The organism is Alteromonas sp. KC3, assembly GCF_016756315.1.
In the GTDB taxonomy this organism is placed as follows: domain Bacteria; phylum Pseudomonadota; class Gammaproteobacteria; order Enterobacterales; family Alteromonadaceae; genus Alteromonas.
Window position 1 is genome coordinate 3,610,324 of sequence record NZ_AP024235.1, and the last position, 16,348, is coordinate 3,626,671.

Consider the following 16,348-nt stretch of genomic DNA (forward strand, 5'->3'; position numbering starts at 1 on the left):
GCCTAGGTTATTAATTATTATCACCTTTAAATGAGTTCCTGATTTTTCCGATATTGGTAATACCAGAACGGGACAGGCTAGTAGGGTTGAAAAAACTTCCTTCTTTGTACTTTACAAGTCTCGCGACAACAGGCGCAGCAATTAATAGGAACATCGTTGCAAATGCCCTGGCGCTGCGTCGCGATTCTGCGTTTTTTCCTGGTGGTGAGAGTAACCACCATATCGCCAACATCGTAAGCGTGCCCCAAAACACTTTCGTCACAAACACAACAGGAAACATCCCTCTAACACCCGATTTCCATGTGTAGTGAAGAACACCCAACAAACATGCTAAAACCGCGCTGCCGGACAGTATAAAATACAGGTCTATAGAAAAATTAAAAATCATCCATACGAAGCCAATTGCAGCTGGTGAGGCAATCATGCCAAAACACAATGCTAGGTCATCGAAGTTGTAAAATACCGTTGTGTTTTGCCTGAAACCACTTATGGTCCCCCAAAGAACAATGACCAACATTACGATGATAATAGCGTCATACTGCTCAGAGCTGATTGATTTTAGTCCTGTTTCATCTTTGATTGTTTCTGCTTTATCTTGTACCGCTTCTGTCAGCGTTTGTTGGTTTTGATTTGTTTGCGCAGTAACGTTTGGCGACAAAAAACACAACATGAGTACAGAAACAATTACGTAAGCTAATCGACACCTCATAGCTGAATTTCCTTATTTTTTAATACGGCTTTGATATCTTCAACCTGAATTGTAGTTAGTGCCAATTCGGAGTTCGCGTTTTCAGAAATGATACGATTTGATTGATGAATTATGGCTCGCTCGAACAGATTTCTCGCAAGGCGACCGTTCGCGAAGTTCTTTTTCTTTCTACTGATGGCGATGTTATAAACTTTAGTTAGGAACTGTCTTGCATTATCATCAAGCACATACCCGCTCTGTTTGCAGATAAGGTCAGAGATAGATAAAAGCTCGTTAGCGTTATAGTCAGGGAAGTCGATAAAGCGGTTAAAACGCGATGCAAGCCCCGGGTTTACTTGAAGCATCGCATTCATTTCTTTTTGGTAACCAGCCATAATAACTACCAAATCGTCACGACGGTCTTCCATGAGTTTAAGCAATGTTGCTATGGCTTCCTCGCCATACTGGTCTCGGTCGTCTTTTACTAACGCATAAGCTTCATCTATGAATAGTACGCCTCCGGTTGCCTCATCTACTATATCAGTTACCTTGATACCCGTTTGCCCCACAAACCCCGCGACTAGTCCCGAGCGGTCAGTTTCTACCATGTGACCTTTGGATAACACTCCTAACGTGCCTAAGATACTGGCAATCTGACGAGCGATGGTCGTTTTACCCGTGCCCGGATTCCCCGTTAATACCATGTGAAGGCTTATAGATAACTCAGGTAAATCATGTTCGCGCCTGATTTTTTGCACCTTAACAAGGTTAATAAGACTTTTGATTTCTTTCTTGACCGCGCCTAAACCGATGAAAGCATCTAACTCCTCCATAAGAGTTTCAAGTGCCTTATGGCTGGCTTTGACATCTTCAACCTTGGCCCATTCTTCAGGATTTTCCACATCACGTCTTGCACAAGGACGGTTATCTTTTAAATAGCCTTCATACCCCAACTTTCCCTGTTCATCATATACTCTCCCCTTCCCATGCAATTTATTATCTACCCATGTTCCTTCACTGAACTTGATTCCGTTTGGAAAATAAGCGGTGCCTTCGCCTTCGAAGTCCCCCTCCGCAAATTCACCAACATAAAGCAAGTGCCCTTCTTCTGCGAACAAAACGCCTTTACCGTGGAACTGCTGCGTAACTGGGTGCACCGTGCCGACGTATTCAATGTTGCCATTGTCGTAGAAAAACTGAACGCGTTCTAAGTCACTCATAATGCGCTACTCTACTCCTAACAGCTCGCTAAGACATTGGTTTAGCTCAAATAAACCCTGTTTGACTTCGTGATGGTCCCGCTCTACGTCGTCGGTAAGCTCTATCACCTTCTCGATGACAATGATGCTTTTATATGCATGCGCATGGACGTCGATCTCATACTGCGAGGCCACCGCTTCCATCTCGCTACAAATGTCGTTTAACGCGCGGTGTGCCTTTCTTCGTCCACTGGCATACTGCATCATAATATTGTCACCATCCTCGACTGTGATTTCACAGACAAGCGACATCGTATCTGGATAATCGTAGACTCTTGCAGTATCAGAAATCGCGAATGAAAATGCCGCGTTTGAGTAATTTGTTGTTTTTTCTTTTGACACGATTTTAAATCGTGTTGTGTCACCGTCTCGTTTGATTTTGCTCTGGGGCAGTGTTGGTATAATGAGGAAGTCGAACGTCTCTTGGGCTATATCGTCAAGTAGCGCACTAAAATATGAAGAAATAGCATTTTTCCTATCCTCGTCCGTGCCTGCTCGTGAGCTCGAATATGAAGAGTCGTCATCATCTACCGAAGTTAATTGAAGCCCTTGTGCGATGCGCTTAACTTTGTGCATTTCAGCGTCGTCAAAATCTCCGCTTCCATCCTCATCAACAACATTGGCTAACAGCGTTAAAAAGGTTTCTGGCTGCTTGTTATCGGCTTCAGCGCGTTCTATTAGGCGAATGAATTCTGTGAGATGCGGATCTTCTTCGTGGTTATCCCAATCCAGTGAGTCCAGTAATAAAAAATCTAGGCTCTCAGTGCGATATATAAGTGAGAAGAGTGGCTCGTAAGCAATTTGAAAGCACGTAAATCCGAATAAAAGTAACTGGTTGTGCTCGTCTCCATCTAAATCAAGCTTGTCTTCAGACATATCAAGATTGTGTGAAATGCTCATCAACGACAGTACATTAATTAACCGCTTAATACTTCTGGGGTTGGTGCCTATACTGGTAATAAGTAGATTCGCGCATGTAGTTAATCCTTCATCAGACATGCCATTGCCGTAGTTTGAACGTTCTAACAGGCGAGTGAGGTACGTTTTGATGTGTGCACCGTATGTCACAGTTGGCATTTGAAAAGGAAGTTGAATAATCTTATCAAAAAAGCTTCGCCCTTCGGCATCTACTTCATCGGTGCCAAATTTAGCACTCACGCCCTTTTTAACCACACTTATATCCAGTGCCAGTACGAACACACATTTGGGAATATCGACGAATAACTTAAGCGTCTCAAGTAACTCAATAGCACTTTCAGGGCGAATGCGATCTAAATCATCGATAAAGATAACGATGCGGTTAAGTCCTTCATCCACGCATATTTTCTCAACATACATCGTCAAGTCACGTTTTAGGTTCGATAGTGCATCAGACAATGCCAAGGTACTGGTATTTCCTACACCACCTTGTTTCCGTGCTTCGTCGTAAACCTCCGTAGCAATACCACCAGTTGCAGCATAGGCAACTCCGCGACCTGCGGCAAATAGAAAGGGTTTAAGGGTATTTAATGAGCCTTGAACCTTTTTCAGCATATCAGAACTTTTTTCATCAAGCCGCTGTTTAAGCTGTCGCGTTAAGCTTTCCAAGAAGATGAGCGGCAACAATGAACTATTCGACGAGAATTGCGAATACTGCCATGTGTTGAACCAGAATGAGCCGACCTTCACTGTTTCGTCAGTGGCAAGTGTCGATTCAATTAAGCGCATCATACTTGTTTTACCTGTACCCCAGTCGCCTTGAATAGCGATAGTCATGGGCGTACCGCACTGCACGATGAACTGGCTAAGTGCAAGCGCATAGCGTGTGAGACCTAACATTTCATCCTTAAAGTCACTGCCTTCACCTAGCGGGATATCTTGTACAGCGTGGGGGATAGTGTGCATGAGCATCGTCCTCTGATGAACTGAGAATGTTGCGTTCGAGCGCAATTCTTGCGTCAAACAATTCACACACAAACTTAACACAATATCTGAAAATCAGATATCTAAAATTCAGATATAGAGTGACTGTCCGCCACTTAATGAGACGCGGATATGTCAAAGACACTGTATACACGCGAACACGATATTTTGTTGAAAGTTATCAGAGCGACCAGAGCAAAATCTGGGCTTACACAAGCTCAATGTTCAGCTGCGCTTGGTCGCCCACAATCCTTCATAAGCGATGTCGAGCGCGGAGTAAGGAGACTAGATATTATTCAACTAAGAGAACTGTGTCATGTCCTCAACCTTTCACTGCCGACTTTCGTCAAATTATTAGAAGATGAAATACGAAGAGGCTAGCATGACCATGCTTTGTTATATAACAAGCAAACTGCTGCGTTGAAGCAATTCGCAATAGCAACTTTTAATTCATATTAACAGTAACTACTTTCAGTTAATGCCTATCGGAATTTTGCTGCCGTTAGGCTGCATTAACATGGAGTTATTTTTCGTTATTATCTATGATCGGATATCGGTCTAGGGAAGCTGTTAACAGTAACTATTTTAAATTTAATGGCATGCTGGCTGAATGGATGTGAAGTGGACAGAATTTCACCCTGAAATTCCCCCTTTTAAATAATTGTCCCGTAACATCTATATCACCTTGTAAGGTCGCGCCTTCCCCTAAGGTTGTTATCAAATCTGTATATTTGGGATTATCTTATGAACAAAAAACCTAACATATATTTACATTGATTTTCTATTTGATCGGGTTGGATTTACTTCAGATTTTTACTTGCGTTATTTTCAAATAACTTTGTAAACATAAAAAAAAGAAAAATGACACAAAAAAACTTGTCCTTTTAACTATGCAGTATCTTTTTAAGAGAGATTTTGAAGAAGCACGTTCTTGTTACTGATCAAAGCTACTATCTAAATAAACACTTTGAATAAAATCAATCTCTTCTGGTGTTAATACGTTAGAGACGCACTTAAATTGCCTATCGAAATATCTAGAAAGGAGTTTATGTAACTCGCTACTAGTCAGAGACTTTTTGCCGTCTAAGTATTCTCTTATCTCATCTGCACACTGCATTATTTATAACCTTACTTAACTAACTTTTTCTGTTCTAACTCTCTAAAAAAAAAGCCCTGCATTAATAAATTTAGTTCCTTACAGAATATGTATTTTTCAAAACAATCTACTCCTTCTACAATTACATTGTCAGCCTTTTTGCATAGATTACTTAGTAAACAACTCAATAGTTTTTTATCTTGATAGAAAAGTTGCCAAAAAAGTTCTTTAGACAATTTTATTGCGTCAAAACTGCATTTTTCTAACGTATCAAAATTAGAGAAGCCATTGCCAAAGTCGTCTAACCAAATTGAGACATTAGGATGTGCTGTGAGCGCCTTGATTGCTCCAACATTTTCTGGCGAGGTATCCATTGATTCTGAGATTTCCAGTGCAATATGCAAACCTCTGAAGTCTTCTATTAACAAAGTGAGATACGCCGATTTAAGAAATTCTCCGTTCACATTGAATGAAACTTTTTTTATACCTCTTTGAGATATTTCTGAGAGAACGTCTCTCAAATAGCAGAAGTAATTAACTCTCGAAAACCTGTAAAAAAACTGTTCACTATCCTGTTGGTCTTCCGATAAAAATACTGACGTGAGGATTTCATAATAGTTATTCTCAGAACCAATAGTTCTGGTAATACACTCTAGTCTAGGTACAAGGTCGTACTCTAATTCCCTACTAGAAAAACTTCGGGTAGACAGCACTATCTCCATTTAAAAACCTACCTCTGTCAGCATATAACCTACTTTTCGTTGGTTTAATATATGTACACCAGTACTTGTTAGCGCAGTTCTGAGCTCAGAAATTACGACATTCACATTATTTTCAACTCTTGGATAATCACCCCAGACGTATTTCATAATGTCGTCTTTGCTGACAAACTCATCAGTATTTCTCTGTAATAGGCACAGAGCTCTTCCAGCAGAATAAGAAATTTTGAAGTTCCCTCTGTTTGTGTAAAGAAAACCGGAGTCAAATTTAACTAATGAACTTACTACAAAACTTCGACTTGGATACAAAGAGCATTTAAAGCAGTGTTGACTGCAAAACTTATTACTTAACACTTTATTTGCAATCTTTCGATTATCACGTAGGTACTCGTCTCGTGTTAAAAAAATAATATTTGAAGTAGTTTTAGACATAAAAAACTCCCTGATCCCTTAATGGAGTAAGAATAACTGCATTGGTCATAAAAGAAATTTTTATAAAAATTATAAATTTTATAAAATAAGTGTTTTAATCCGTGATTCTTGGATAACTTCTATTTTTTGGTGTTGCTTTGAGAAGGCAATTATGCTTCCGCTTTCAACATGCATCTCTTTCACTAGATATAGCGTTCCATTTGATTCAGCTACACAGCTGCCTTTAGGAAATAACCTTAGAAATAAGCATAACTTCTTGAATATGATTGGGTCGATCACTTCATTCAACGCCATGTTTTGCATGTCGTTAATAGTTTCATATGGTGACTTTTTAGCTTGATAACGTCGCCCAGAGGTCAACGCCTCGTAGGTATTCAGAACTCTTAGAATTCTCGCACCAAGCTTGATTTGACGGCCTTTCAGACCACTAGGATAACCAGTACCATTAAAATTTTCATGGTGTTGGACTATAAGTGTTATTAGCGAACCCGATATGTTGGATTCACTAGCAATTTTCGCTGATTCAATGGGATGTTTTTGAATAAGTCCTCTTTGATATTGCGTGACTAACCTCCTAGAGCCCAACAATACTGGCTGCATTGCCATAGAAATGTCGATTAAGAATGCAGCATTGCAATATTCAATCGTCTTGCATCTGGTAAAGGTGAGATAATTACAAAAACTAGCTGTTAGACAAACAAGCTTTACCGCTCGCTTGAAGAGCTCATTTTCAGAACGAATCAAGTTTGCACATGTCTTATGACAGAAGTTTCCCTCTATTACTTGAGAAACAATCGCGTTGACACGTGAAACTACTGAAGCTTCATTTATCAATCCCGAACTAACTATTTCGGAAAATATGATTTTTAATAATTTGACGTTTTTCTTAGTTAGTCTAGAGTTTTTATTTAAGCTTATAACATAAAGATTTTTGTAGGCAGCTAAATCTTTAATATCCTTATTTGATTTAACTTTTTTAAAATTTGTTATATATGGGGTGTGAAACCAATTTTTAAATACAAATACCAAATCACCGAGATTCAAATCGGCTGGTTGAATTTTTTTAAACATGAATTTTGCAACATATTGTAATTATAAATGCCGCATAGCCTTCCCATTGGCCTTTAACATCCCTGATATTTATAGTATTAAGTTGTTCCTGCTATTGTCACCTCTAATTTATTAAACGAACAGTATTAATGCTTCAGCACTTACTATCAATACTACTTTAGTTTAAAAACTATTGACTTAGTTAGGTTGGGGAAACTGTAGATACGACCCACTAAGGAGAAAGTGGACAAACAAGGAATCAGTAGTGCAATAAATTGCGATTAGAAATCCAAGCACAGTGACATGGAAGCGCCTAACATCAATCGATTGAAAGAGCTAAAAAGAATGTTCGCGGACGCTAGCTCATAAATCGGCGCTTGAACTCTCTTTTTCTTGCCTCAGGCTCGACCTCTGTTAATCCAGTGCAGCGATGCGCGGCATGCGCATCCCACCCAAACGGCCAGCGTTTAAATTCATGTTGATGACAGGCTGGGCAGGCACGCTGATGGTCTGCATTGGAAACAGGCTGCTTTTTCTTTGTTGTGGTTTTAGGCTTTGTCGTTGGATTTTCCGTTGGACTGTTTATCGGCTTAATTTTTGGTATCCAGATAGCATCGTCTTTCTCAGGGTCACCAAAACAGATGCGTTCCTGTTCAGGTAAGCTTGCTACCCATGCCGCACTGTAGGCGTCCACTCTGTCATGCATCGGTCCAAGGCACATATTGTCTGCTTGCGACCAATCGTCGTCAGTTTTAGGCCAACCGGTGTAATGCGACATGGCAGACAATTGCAATTCTGCCTGATTTCCTTTGCTTTTGTGGATGTCAGCAACACCTAACTGTTTGACTGTCGCGTGGGGATAGACTTCTATGCATTCGGCGACTTTGCTTAGCCGTTCGTTCAACGCAAAACCCAACAGCATAAAGATTTGGTGGGCATGTGGTAGGTTTTGTATTGGCTTACCCGCCTCAAGATGTGCAATACCTTTCGCTTTAATCACCTTAAAGTCATTGGCAGAAGGTGTGGTGTAACAACTAATACTTGCTCTATCGAGCGCCTGTTCTGCAAATCTACGCTTAAGATGGTTATCCCTTGGCCGAAGCGGAGAGTCGATACCTATTCGGATTGGGCTTAAATGGAATGCGTCGCATACCGTTTCTATGTAACTGGCGACATTTTCTGCAAATGCCTGATTAACCTTGTCATCCAAGGTCCGTCCGTTGCCTAAACCTCTCGGTGGTTTTATTGGGTAGCTGGCTAACGGGAACGGTATTAGTCGCCCATTTTCTTGAGTACAAATCACCAATGGCAGGTACTTGCCTTTGGCACAAGCGACATCGATACCGATAAACACGTCCATGTTTGCCTCTCCTATTTCTCAAAAACCTACCGTCTATTGTTAGACGATACTACACGATTGAAATTAATACCCAATCAAGATATTGCCTGAGTTAATATATTTTTGATATTTAACAAGGATGTTCAGTTATGCCTAGAAAAAATACTTCTTTTGCTGACCTTCTTTTCCAAGCGCCATGGTGGGTTTCGGTTATAACAGCAGCTATTACCTATGTTGTAATGGGTCAGGTACTGCCTTCCGTTGAAACTGATAACCAGCTTATCAACATGGTATTTAAGGCACTCGCTATTCCTGCGCCTTATTTTGCACTTTTCATATTACTCATCGCGCCTTTTTCGTTTTTTAATGCGCGTCGGAAAGCCAAGCAATTAGATGCGCAAAAGAGTATTGAAACCATCAGACAACTGCATTGGCGCAATTTTGAGGAGCTAGTGGCAGAAGCCTATCGAAGACAAGGGTATCAAGTAACCGAAGGTAGCTTTGGTGCTGACGGTGGAATTGACCTAGAACTGAGGAAAGGCGAAGGGCTTATTCTCGTTCAGTGCAAACAATGGAAGGCACAAAAAGTTGGTGTCAGTGTGGTACGCGAGATGTTTGGTGTATTAACCGCCAGTAATGCAGACAAGGTTATTGTCATCTGTTCAGGCAGATTCACCCAACAGGCAATAGACTTCGCATCTGATAAACCAGTGACTCTCATTGACGGAAATGAACTGCTATCTCTTATTCATGAAGTGCAAACAGAACCAAAAGTAGAAACGGTTAAACAAAACGTCTGCCCTAGGTGTGGTAGTGAGCTTGTAGAACGGCAAGCAAAACGTGGCGCTCATGCTGGAAACGTCTTCTTGGGTTGTTCTGCCTTCCCCAAATGCCGTTACACCGAAGAATTATTTTAAGGAAAATAGATGAAAGACTTGGATGTTCACAAAAAAGTAGCGGTACTTATTGATGCTGATAACGCCCAACTATCGAAGTTATCTGCCATTTTGGATGAGATATCAGCGCACGGTCATGTGCTTATCAAGCGTGCCTATGGTGATTGGTCTGTTGAAGCCCTTAAGAACTGGAAAACGTCACTCAATGAGTTAGCCATCCAGCCTATTCAACAATTTGCCTATACCACCGGAAAGAACTCTACCGACGCGTCCATGATCATAGATGCGATGGATTTACTCTATTCTGAAAAAATCGATGCATTTGCATTGGTATCCAGTGATAGCGATTTCACCAAGCTTGCGTCACGTTTGAGGGAGTCAGAGAAGTTTGTCTTTGGTGTAGGTGAAAAGAAGACACCAGTGTCGTTCAGGAATGCCTGTGATGACTTTATCTTTACGGAAAACCTTGAAGCCGGAAAAGTATCTAAATCAGGGAAGTCCAAGCAAACAGGAACTAATACTTCCAATGGCGCAGAAGAGTTAATACCGGCACTTCTTAAAGCATGGGAGCTCTATCAAAATGACGATGGATGGGTGAATGCGGGCCCCGCTGGTAGCTTCCTAAAACGTGCGAAGCCTGACTTTGATCCAAGAACTTATGGTGCAGCAAAAGTTACCGATATTATTTCAAGTCTGTCTACCGTCTTTGAAATGACGAGACAAAAAGGAAAAGGGACGACACAAATCATTCTGTACCGCCCCATCTTCGCAACATCTTAGGCTAATCGATATCCCAAGGCGGAAGGTCATCATCAATAACGGCTGACCGTTTGATGGGTTTCTGCTTCTTGGGTTTGGATTTCGGTTTAGATATCGCTTTCTTTTCCTTTAGATAACGATGGTAAGCACGCCTTGCCTTTTCGAGGCTCGGAAAACCTTTGTGCTTGTTATTGCTATAACCTTTAACTTGGTCTTCCGTCTCTTCCCAAGTGGTGTAACCCCCTGGCTTAACACCTTCGAAAACAACATAAGCTGCATGTCTACGGGAAAGTTTTATATCGTCAAAACCTCTTGGCATAATCCTGTCCTTACTGTGTTTAATCATTCCCTAACTGTTTACAGTTTTCAGAAATGCCACTGGGTTTATTCGGAAATACTCACAGTGAAGGCCTCTAATTCAAGCAAGTAATACAAAAAGTTGCCTTCCCATATTTGATACATGTCTTTTGCCTGTTCGATAGGAAACACACCGAAGAGGTTTTGAAAGACACCTGATTGGAAATCGAAGTCGAGCTCTTTAGTCAGTTCCGCATAAGGTCCACTACCGATGTAAGCAAAATCGGTGATGTAGCAGAAATGCCACATGTTGTCGCGTTGTTCGAGCCTTATCTCGACCGGATGAAAACCCCCTCTTTTGACACAATAGTTGGGATCTCGAAAATTAAAAGTAACCGACTCGCTGTGCTGTTGGTTATTTCTTAAAAGATTATCAAGTTCATGAACAAATTTCGTAGAGACTGGCAACGCCAGCCCATCGTAATGAATACGCATAAAATACCTCGAATATATAGAAAGGATTTGATGTGCGCCTTTGGCACTGGATTTGATGGAAGAAACTAATTTATTAGTATGCAGATAAGCCAAGCACCTATCTTTGCGGCAATACCTTATTGCTAGATGAATAAAAGCGGATAAGGCTATTTTTGTTATCCGCTTTCTACTCGCTATTGCTTAGCCTTCTTCGGCACAGCAGGTTTAAGTAAGAAGTCATCCAGCTCACCGGACTCTGTCGCTTTGATGATGGTGTCAATCACCTCAGGCAGTTTGGCCTTATCACCGACATCGATAGCAGGTTTGCCTTTTTGTATATCGATAGGCTTGTTGTTCACTTTGACTTCCAGATAGTAATGTTCGTCGCTGTCGTAATACCACGGCCTAACGCTGGTAGGTCGACGTTGAACGGTGACTTCGCCTGTTTCGGGATTTTTGACTTTCTTATCCCGAAAGGCTTCGAAGCGGCGGTTCTCAATCATGCAGACAGCCATCTCTTTTTGTTGCTCCAGCTTTTCGATAAGCTTGAGACGTTTGCCAAGAACCGGTGGCTTTGGCTCGATTTTAGGACGAGCGATAACCTTGAGCGAACTCAATACTGATGTAGTCATGTTGTATACCTTCTAGGTTGGTTTAGTTGGCTATAAAGCCGATTGGGGTTTTAGGTTGTTTGCGACGGTTTTCCTCAACAAGCAGTGAGAGTGCCTGTTTGCGGTGGTCCGTCTTGGGGTTAAAACGCATATGTCTGGCAACGATTGCCAAATCACCTGGCGTAATATGCTTAAGCTGACTGAGTGTAGAGACCTCAGACTGCGTGAGAGCGCGTATGCCAAGCGTTTGCTTGTACAGCTTATGCAGTTGCTTAAGTGACAAGTACGTGCATTCAAGCTTGATATCAAAGCGTCTAAGCACTGCATGGTCTAACTTGGCTGCATAGTTAGTGGCAGCAAACACGGGCTGTGTATTGCACTCGAGTTGCGTCAGCAGTTCATTGACGAGTTGTACATCGTGTTGGGCGGTCAATTGCTGCCTGCTTGCTAACAGGCTATCGACTTCATCCAGCAACAAGATTGCCTGCTCACGATGGGCGCGATAGAACAGCTCAGAGACCTGTTGCTCGCTTTCGCCAACGTATTTGCTAAGCACATCCGATGCTGAAACACGGATAATAGGCTTGTCGTGCATGTCGGCAAGATGATGAGCCAATGCGGTTTTACCTGTGCCGGGTGGCCCTGTTAAAAGAACACGAATAGGCGCATCGCATTTAATCGCATTATCGATGTCGCGAATTCGCGACTTGGGGCCTTTGATATTGAGCAGGCTCATATCAAACGGCATGTCGCCTTGGTATTGCGGAATTGAGTCCAATAGACCAGAAGCGATTAAGGTGTTCTCGGCCACTTCAGATACCGTCTTTTCGGCATCGTTCCCCGAGTGATTTACCAAATGGGCAACATGGCAGGCATTATCGATGACTGCTGGCGTGAGGTTATTTGTCTTTGCCCATTGATGCTTGAACGTCTTGGACAGACGCAAACCTTTGCTCGATGTCTGGATAATCGACTCAAGCTGTGACGCAGGCGGTGCGGTGACTTCCATCACCAGTTTAAACCTGCGAATGTAGCTCGGCTCTAGCCAGTTGATATAATTCGTTATCCAAATGCACGGCACTTGGGTATGCTCAATAAACCGTTGTAACCGTTCTTTGGTATATCGGGTATCGGCTTGGTCGAACAGACTCTCACATTCATCAATTAACAACATGGCATTGCTGTTACTGCCCAGTAGGGTTTGTAACAGCTTTAGACTTTGCAGCCTTTCGTCACTGGCAAATGGGTAACTGAATTCGTTCTGTGTAACCGTCTGTTTAGTGTCTTTTGCACGTACCTCGATAAGCTGACGATGCGTGACTTTAGCGAGCGTTCGGGCAAACTCGGTTTTACCATTGCCGCTTTCGCCGTAAAGCAGAAGCGAAACACCCGATACCTGTTTATCAATTGCAGCATGTAGGTAATCACTCACCAATTCATGATTGATATGCGCAAAGTCTTTAAGCCCTAACTGTGCATTTTGGCTGCTCGTCATCAACGGTGCTAGCAACTGCTCTTTTGTGCTTATCGTTGTCGTCAGCAACGCATTACGCAGAAAGTACGGTAAGCCCAAGGTCGATAAATTGTCGATGTCCATGCTATCGACAAAACCGAGTTCAAAAAGCATTGCCTGAGCATCATGCAATGCTTCGATACGCGCCTCGAACATATGGGATAAGATGCGCTGGTTAGTCAGACGCTGGACGGTAAACTCCATGTCTGAGTAAAGCTTGGCGAAGCCTTCATTGATAGATAAAAGCATCGTGAACAGCATTATCTCGCCGCATGGATGCGCTAGGCCAAACAGCTCACACACCTTATCGACGTTTCTTGATAACCGCAGTTCTTCTGGAGACAGAGTAAGACTTGATAACAGTACCTTTTTAGCGTCCTGTTTTTTCAACGTCTTGGCAAGGCGAACATGCTTGTCTATCACTTTAGGCAACGTGGCAGGCCAGTCAAAATCAACGTGTGACGGTGTCACTTCTAACAATCTCAATGCCAGCTTTGAACCAAGTGCAGGCAATGCGCTGGATACCATATTGCGCGATGTCATAAAGGCAAACCTGCATCACCATAATTAAGCTCATCCGCTGCTTTACGCATGGTTTTATCATCGCGCTTATCGTAAATGACGGTAGTTGAGATGTCCGAATGCCCTGCCATTTGGCGGACTGTGTTTAGGTCTGCGCCTTGGTCTAGTAATCGAGTAATGTATGTACGGCGTAAGTCATGGGGTGTGACGGTGGGTAAACCGAGTTCTTTGAAGTATCGCTTGACCAGTGAATAGACTAATTCTCCATTAATAGGATTGCCTGTATGCGCATGACCACCGCGTTTTACGGTGCAAAATAGGAAGCCAGGTTCTTCGGTACGCGCCTCTACCCAGTCTTCGATGGTAACCTGCACCCAGTCAGGCAAGTAGACGGTACGCGACTTGTTGCCTTTGCCTTGGGCAACAAATAGGGTGCGCTTTTCTTTATCGTAGTGCCCAATGTTTAAGTCAGCTACTTCGCTTCGGCGCAGGCCACATCCTAACATCACTGCAAAGATGGCATAGTTACGCAGACCTAACGGTGTGCGGTTCTGAGCGAGCAGCCGAAATAGCTTTCGCACCTGATGCACTGTAAGCGGCGTACCGGCATGCTGGCCATGCTTTACCTTAGGAACAGATTGAAGATTGAGATAATGTTGTTGGTCGACTTGGTTGGTAATAACGGCAGCTTTCACCACACCGCGTATCGCCATCATAGCTCGGTTGATACTGCGTGGTGCATAGCCTTCGCGTAGAAGTGTATTTTGAAGGGAAAGCGCCTGTGCATAATCAACGCAGGTAAGCTTGGTAGGTAAATCAACAATTGGCCAATCCATGACATCAGCAATACCTTCTAACTGAGCCTGAATTGACCGCCTGCTATTGGTTGATAATCGAGCCAAATACAGCTGATACGGACACTGAGTATCCATAGGAACCTCCTGAATAAGCGTTTTTGAGTGGGAAAGAAGTGGCTGCCATACCACAGCCATATCCACAATTTAACGCCTATTTCAGATGATTCCTGCCGTTGTTTTTGACCTATTTAGTTGACAGTGTTATGCGCTAGAACAATTGCTACAGCTTTCAAACTCACCAAGCATTAAGCTCGGGAGTCACAAACTAACAATGCCCATTCTAGTATATCGGCCAATTTTGGTTTCCCGTCTCTCGGCATCATGGGGAGTGTCATTCCTTTCTCCCTCATGTACTTAGTAAGTATTGTTATGTACGAAGTGCTTAGTGCATTTTCAAGAAATCCGAGCTCTGTTTGAAGTTGTATCGAATAATCTAAGTTATGAGGCAAATAAACATATCGCCAAATGTTTTCGAGGGTGTCAGCTTGCCTTCGCTCATTAAGACGCCAATAAAACCGTTGCATTCCATACCGGTGAATATATTGACGTTGCTTACAGCTGATCACACCATCATCATAAGCACTCATGTAATCGGCATAATAAATAGATTTGGCTTGATGATAGCGACTTGCCTTGAATTGAAGTGCTTCTCCTTCACCACTATACGAAGCATGTATCTGTAGTTGGGTGCTCAAACGAGGTAAAAAAGCCTTGTCAAAACGTCGCCGCCTTAATAATACATTCATTCCACTGCTTTGGTTGGTAAAACGTTGTAAAACCCAAGTTTCGGTATTACGGTCAATCCTAAGACGATGCTTAATCTCATTTTTTCCTTCTTCGAAAAAGAAACCATCTGCTGTTGGTCCTCCCAAATATTCGAATATAAAGGAGGTTTGCAACGTTTTGGTACTGCCGTATACAACACCTTTCAAACATGACGCTATGACACTAGATAAATAAGGTGCATGTGTTTCAATTGAGCAAATATCCGCAATTGAAATATCAAGTACGATATTTTTGGTTTGCTTACTCCCTTGTTTTACTCTGATCATCAAGCGAGGCCTAAAGGAAATTTCGTGCAGAGTAAAAGCTGGAAGAGCTGCGACGATCTTACTTCTATTGTCCTTAAATTCTATATCGGGGCTACTGTTAGCTACTTCTCTCAGGTTGGTTTTAATGAGTTCTACATCACCGCTGGCGGCCAGCTTAACTTTTATGCTGCGATAAAGTGGTGTGAGACAGGCATCCTGTGAAGGTATTCTCTGATATGCATCAATCTTCATCGCACACCTCCAAATCTTCCAGACGTTCTTCAATAAACGTCTGAATTTCTGAGAGCTCTTCCATCGACGCCCCGCGTAACGATTGGACTACTCGTTCTATTGAAAAGGACGCTGTCGACTTTCTTGTAGAGCGGCAGTCAATTTGGTTCTTTGCTTCAAGTAAGGCTAGGACATGCTCTAGGTCTTTAACAGATTTCGAACTGCACTTTTCGAGCTCCTCCCAAATAGTGACACGATCTTCTTTAGAGTACTTATAGAACTTCAGAAGCAAGGTTAAACGGTAGACTCCTATATCCAGATCCAATGACCTCTCTACGTCATGTGCCTGCAAATATCGATATAGAGTGGATTGCTCAACAATTTTGCAATGAATACTCAAGCATTTAATACATCCCTTCAAACTGTCCTCAAAACCCAAAACGACATGCATTTTTTTATTGAAAAAGTCCGTTACCATTTGCCGGACATTGACCTCAGAGGAGTCAATTTCGCGGATTGCCTCCAACGCATCCTCTGCAGATAGCTTCTGAACAGGCTTGGGAAACCATCTCGTTGATTTCTGCCTATCAGAACCTTTGGGCTTCTCACGCTTTCTTTGTGAGTTACAAGAATGATGTTTGTTCATGATTTTATTTCCTGAGTCAGAGCAAC

The 16,348-nt window shown here is 42.4% G+C and carries 17 protein-coding genes; 3 read left to right on the forward strand and 14 right to left on the reverse strand.

Annotated features, from left to right (window positions below):
* Nucleotides 1-10 precede the first annotated feature (10 nt).
* The 3 genes from JN178_RS16000 to JN178_RS16010 are packed head-to-tail and all read right to left on the reverse strand — an operon-like array spanning nt 11 to nt 3,831.
* Nucleotides 11-709: a hypothetical protein gene (locus JN178_RS16000; protein ID WP_202262391.1), complete on the reverse strand. Its 699-nt coding sequence runs from the start codon at nt 707-709 to the stop codon at nt 11-13.
* Nucleotides 706-1,908, reverse strand: coding sequence for an AAA family ATPase (locus JN178_RS16005; RefSeq protein WP_202262392.1), 1,203 nt, complete (start codon nt 1,906-1,908; stop codon nt 706-708). Before JN178_RS16005 ends, JN178_RS16000 begins: the two co-directional genes overlap by 4 nt.
* 6 nt (nt 1,909-1,914) lie before the next feature.
* Nucleotides 1,915-3,831 (reverse strand): KAP family P-loop NTPase fold protein, encoded by a 1,917-nt coding sequence (locus JN178_RS16010; protein WP_202262393.1) that lies wholly within the window; start codon nt 3,829-3,831, stop codon nt 1,915-1,917.
* Nucleotides 3,832-3,981: 150 nt separating this feature from the next.
* Here JN178_RS16010 and JN178_RS20335 point away from each other — a divergent pair, with 150 nt between their 5' ends.
* Nucleotides 3,982-4,230, forward strand: coding sequence for a helix-turn-helix domain-containing protein (locus JN178_RS20335; protein ID WP_202262394.1), 249 nt, complete (start codon nt 3,982-3,984; stop codon nt 4,228-4,230).
* Between the two features lie 747 nt (nt 4,231-4,977).
* On the opposite strand, the gene JN178_RS16020 is transcribed toward JN178_RS20335, so the two are convergent.
* The 4 genes from JN178_RS16020 to JN178_RS16035 form a co-directional block, all read right to left on the reverse strand.
* Complete coding sequence (locus JN178_RS16020; RefSeq protein ID WP_202262395.1) at nt 4,978-5,667, reverse strand: EAL domain-containing protein; 690 nt, start codon at nt 5,665-5,667, stop codon at nt 4,978-4,980.
* On the reverse strand, nt 5,668-6,096 hold the full coding sequence (locus tag JN178_RS16025) for a winged helix-turn-helix domain-containing protein (protein ID WP_202262396.1): 429 nt from the start codon (nt 6,094-6,096) through the stop codon (nt 5,668-5,670).
* 78 nt (nt 6,097-6,174) lie between these two features.
* Nucleotides 6,175-7,167, reverse strand: coding sequence for an HD-GYP domain-containing protein (locus JN178_RS16030; protein WP_202262397.1), 993 nt, complete (start codon nt 7,165-7,167; stop codon nt 6,175-6,177).
* A gap of 337 nt (nt 7,168-7,504) precedes the next feature.
* Nucleotides 7,505-8,506, reverse strand: a complete 1,002-nt coding sequence (locus tag JN178_RS16035; RefSeq protein WP_202262398.1) for a DUF429 domain-containing protein — start codon at nt 8,504-8,506, stop codon at nt 7,505-7,507.
* Between the two features lie 128 nt (nt 8,507-8,634).
* Here JN178_RS16035 and JN178_RS16040 point away from each other — a divergent pair, with 128 nt between their 5' ends.
* A complete protein-coding gene (locus tag JN178_RS16040) occupies nt 8,635-9,402 on the forward strand; it encodes a DUF2034 domain-containing protein (protein ID WP_202262399.1) in 768 nt (255 codons plus the stop codon).
* Between the two features lie 9 nt (nt 9,403-9,411).
* A complete protein-coding gene (locus JN178_RS16045; RefSeq protein WP_202262400.1) occupies nt 9,412-10,161 on the forward strand; it encodes an NYN domain-containing protein in 750 nt (249 codons plus the stop codon).
* 1 nt (nt 10,162) lies between these two features.
* Here JN178_RS16045 and JN178_RS16050 read toward each other — a convergent pair whose 3' ends face one another.
* The 7 genes from JN178_RS16050 to JN178_RS16080 all read right to left on the reverse strand — a co-directional run bounded on the left by JN178_RS16050 (nt 10,163) and on the right by JN178_RS16080 (nt 16,322).
* Complete coding sequence (locus JN178_RS16050) at nt 10,163-10,459, reverse strand: RNase H1/viroplasmin domain-containing protein (protein ID WP_202262401.1); 297 nt, start codon at nt 10,457-10,459, stop codon at nt 10,163-10,165.
* Between the two features lie 65 nt (nt 10,460-10,524).
* A complete protein-coding gene (locus JN178_RS16055) occupies nt 10,525-10,932 on the reverse strand; it encodes a DUF2787 family protein (protein ID WP_202262402.1) in 408 nt (135 codons plus the stop codon).
* Between the two features lie 173 nt (nt 10,933-11,105).
* Nucleotides 11,106-11,543, reverse strand: a complete 438-nt coding sequence (locus JN178_RS16060; RefSeq protein WP_202262403.1) for a DUF6641 family protein — start codon at nt 11,541-11,543, stop codon at nt 11,106-11,108.
* A gap of 22 nt (nt 11,544-11,565) precedes the next feature.
* On the reverse strand, nt 11,566-13,578 hold the full coding sequence (locus tag JN178_RS16065) for an AAA family ATPase (RefSeq protein ID WP_202262404.1): 2,013 nt from the start codon (nt 13,576-13,578) through the stop codon (nt 11,566-11,568).
* Nucleotides 13,575-14,489, reverse strand: a complete 915-nt coding sequence (locus JN178_RS16070) for a tyrosine-type recombinase/integrase (protein WP_202262405.1) — start codon at nt 14,487-14,489, stop codon at nt 13,575-13,577. The genes JN178_RS16065 and JN178_RS16070 overlap by 4 nt, the downstream gene beginning before the upstream one ends.
* 170 nt (nt 14,490-14,659) lie before the next feature.
* Nucleotides 14,660-15,697: a hypothetical protein gene (locus JN178_RS16075; protein WP_202262406.1), complete on the reverse strand. Its 1,038-nt coding sequence runs from the start codon at nt 15,695-15,697 to the stop codon at nt 14,660-14,662.
* A complete protein-coding gene (locus JN178_RS16080; protein WP_202262407.1) occupies nt 15,687-16,322 on the reverse strand; it encodes a hypothetical protein in 636 nt (211 codons plus the stop codon). Before JN178_RS16080 ends, JN178_RS16075 begins: the two co-directional genes overlap by 11 nt.
* Nucleotides 16,323-16,348 lie beyond the last annotated feature (26 nt).

Coding starts and splice junctions, on each gene's coding strand:
- JN178_RS16000 (WP_202262391.1), bottom strand. CDS start 709: ATGAGGTGTCGATTAGCTTACGTAATTGTTTCTGTACTCATGTTGTGT.
- JN178_RS16005 (WP_202262392.1), bottom strand. CDS start 1,908: ATGAGTGACTTAGAACGCGTTCAGTTTTTCTACGACAATGGCAACATT.
- JN178_RS16010 (WP_202262393.1), bottom strand. CDS start 3,831: ATGCACACTATCCCCCACGCTGTACAAGATATCCCGCTAGGTGAAGGC.
- JN178_RS20335 (WP_202262394.1), top strand. CDS start 3,982: ATGTCAAAGACACTGTATACACGCGAACACGATATTTTGTTGAAAGTT.
- JN178_RS16020 (WP_202262395.1), bottom strand. CDS start 5,667: ATGGAGATAGTGCTGTCTACCCGAAGTTTTTCTAGTAGGGAATTAGAG.
- JN178_RS16025 (WP_202262396.1), bottom strand. CDS start 6,096: ATGTCTAAAACTACTTCAAATATTATTTTTTTAACACGAGACGAGTAC.
- JN178_RS16030 (WP_202262397.1), bottom strand. CDS start 7,167: ATGTTTAAAAAAATTCAACCAGCCGATTTGAATCTCGGTGATTTGGTA.
- JN178_RS16035 (WP_202262398.1), bottom strand. CDS start 8,506: ATGGACGTGTTTATCGGTATCGATGTCGCTTGTGCCAAAGGCAAGTAC.
- JN178_RS16040 (WP_202262399.1), top strand. CDS start 8,635: ATGCCTAGAAAAAATACTTCTTTTGCTGACCTTCTTTTCCAAGCGCCA.
- JN178_RS16045 (WP_202262400.1), top strand. CDS start 9,412: ATGAAAGACTTGGATGTTCACAAAAAAGTAGCGGTACTTATTGATGCT.
- JN178_RS16050 (WP_202262401.1), bottom strand. CDS start 10,459: ATGCCAAGAGGTTTTGACGATATAAAACTTTCCCGTAGACATGCAGCT.
- JN178_RS16055 (WP_202262402.1), bottom strand. CDS start 10,932: ATGCGTATTCATTACGATGGGCTGGCGTTGCCAGTCTCTACGAAATTT.
- JN178_RS16060 (WP_202262403.1), bottom strand. CDS start 11,543: ATGACTACATCAGTATTGAGTTCGCTCAAGGTTATCGCTCGTCCTAAA.
- JN178_RS16065 (WP_202262404.1), bottom strand. CDS start 13,578: ATGACATCGCGCAATATGGTATCCAGCGCATTGCCTGCACTTGGTTCA.
- JN178_RS16070 (WP_202262405.1), bottom strand. CDS start 14,489: ATGGATACTCAGTGTCCGTATCAGCTGTATTTGGCTCGATTATCAACC.
- JN178_RS16075 (WP_202262406.1), bottom strand. CDS start 15,697: ATGAAGATTGATGCATATCAGAGAATACCTTCACAGGATGCCTGTCTC.
- JN178_RS16080 (WP_202262407.1), bottom strand. CDS start 16,322: ATGAACAAACATCATTCTTGTAACTCACAAAGAAAGCGTGAGAAGCCC.